The sequence below is a fragment of the Helicobacter sp. 13S00482-2 genome (genome assembly GCF_002272795.1).
Lineage (GTDB): Bacteria > Campylobacterota > Campylobacteria > Campylobacterales > Helicobacteraceae > Helicobacter_J.
This window is the reverse complement of sequence record NZ_MLAT01000073.1, coordinates 1-593: the sequence shown is the minus strand read 5'-3', so window position 1 is coordinate 593 and position 593 is coordinate 1. Positions and strand designations below refer to the sequence as shown.

At 39.6% G+C, this 593-nt stretch carries 2 protein-coding genes; both read right to left on the bottom strand.

All coding sequences use genetic code 11. The annotated features are described in order from the left end of the window. Positions 1 to 72: 72 nt before the first annotated feature. Positions 73 to 345: a hypothetical protein gene (locus BKH42_RS09170; RefSeq protein WP_095296273.1), complete on the bottom strand. Its 273-nt coding sequence runs from the start codon at positions 343 to 345 to the stop codon at positions 73 to 75. Beyond that, positions 335 to 520, bottom strand: a complete 186-nt coding sequence (locus BKH42_RS09165) for a hypothetical protein (RefSeq protein ID WP_095296272.1) — start codon at positions 518 to 520, stop codon at positions 335 to 337. Before BKH42_RS09165 ends, BKH42_RS09170 begins: the two co-directional genes overlap by 11 nt. Positions 521 to 593: the final 73 nt, after the last annotated feature.

Here is a 593-nt window from a genome sequence, read left to right as displayed (position 1 = left end):
TTTGCCTTACCGTTCCTGCCATCAGCTTTCTTGCCATTGCTATTGTTGCCATCAGTTTTGATTTCATTAGCATTACCCTTCACGCCTACTTTCTCTTAGCTTACCATCATCAGGCTTGGCATGGTTGCCATTGGCATTACTTGGTATTGGTATTACTTTGACTCCATTGGCATTAGTTTTAACTCCATCAACCTTACCATTCTCACCATTGCTATTACTCATAACGTTGGAACCATTGATGGTATAAAGATTGCCATCAACCTTAGTATTCCCACCATTGTTCCTCTTAGCCTTAGCTTTGATTCCATTGAGATCAGTTTTGATTTCATTAGCATTACCCTTCATGCCTACTTTCTCTTAGCTTACCATCATCAGGCTTGGCATGGTTGCCATTAGCATTACTTGGTATTGGTATTACTTTGACTCCATTGGCATTAGTTTTAACTCCATCAACCTTACCATTCTCACCATTAGCATTACTCATAACATTACAACCATTGATGGTATTAAAGGTTGTCATTGCTGATTCCTGGTATTGGCCTTACCGTTCCTGCCATCACCATTATTTGGTATTAGCTTTGTTGTCATCAACC

Excerpts from the sequence above, each read along its gene's own strand:
- BKH42_RS09170 (WP_095296273.1), bottom strand. The coding sequence starts at position 345 with ATGAAGGGTAATGCTAATGAAATCAAAACTGATCTCAATGGAATCAAA.
- BKH42_RS09165 (WP_095296272.1), bottom strand. The coding sequence starts at position 520 with ATGACAACCTTTAATACCATCAATGGTTGTAATGTTATGAGTAATGCT.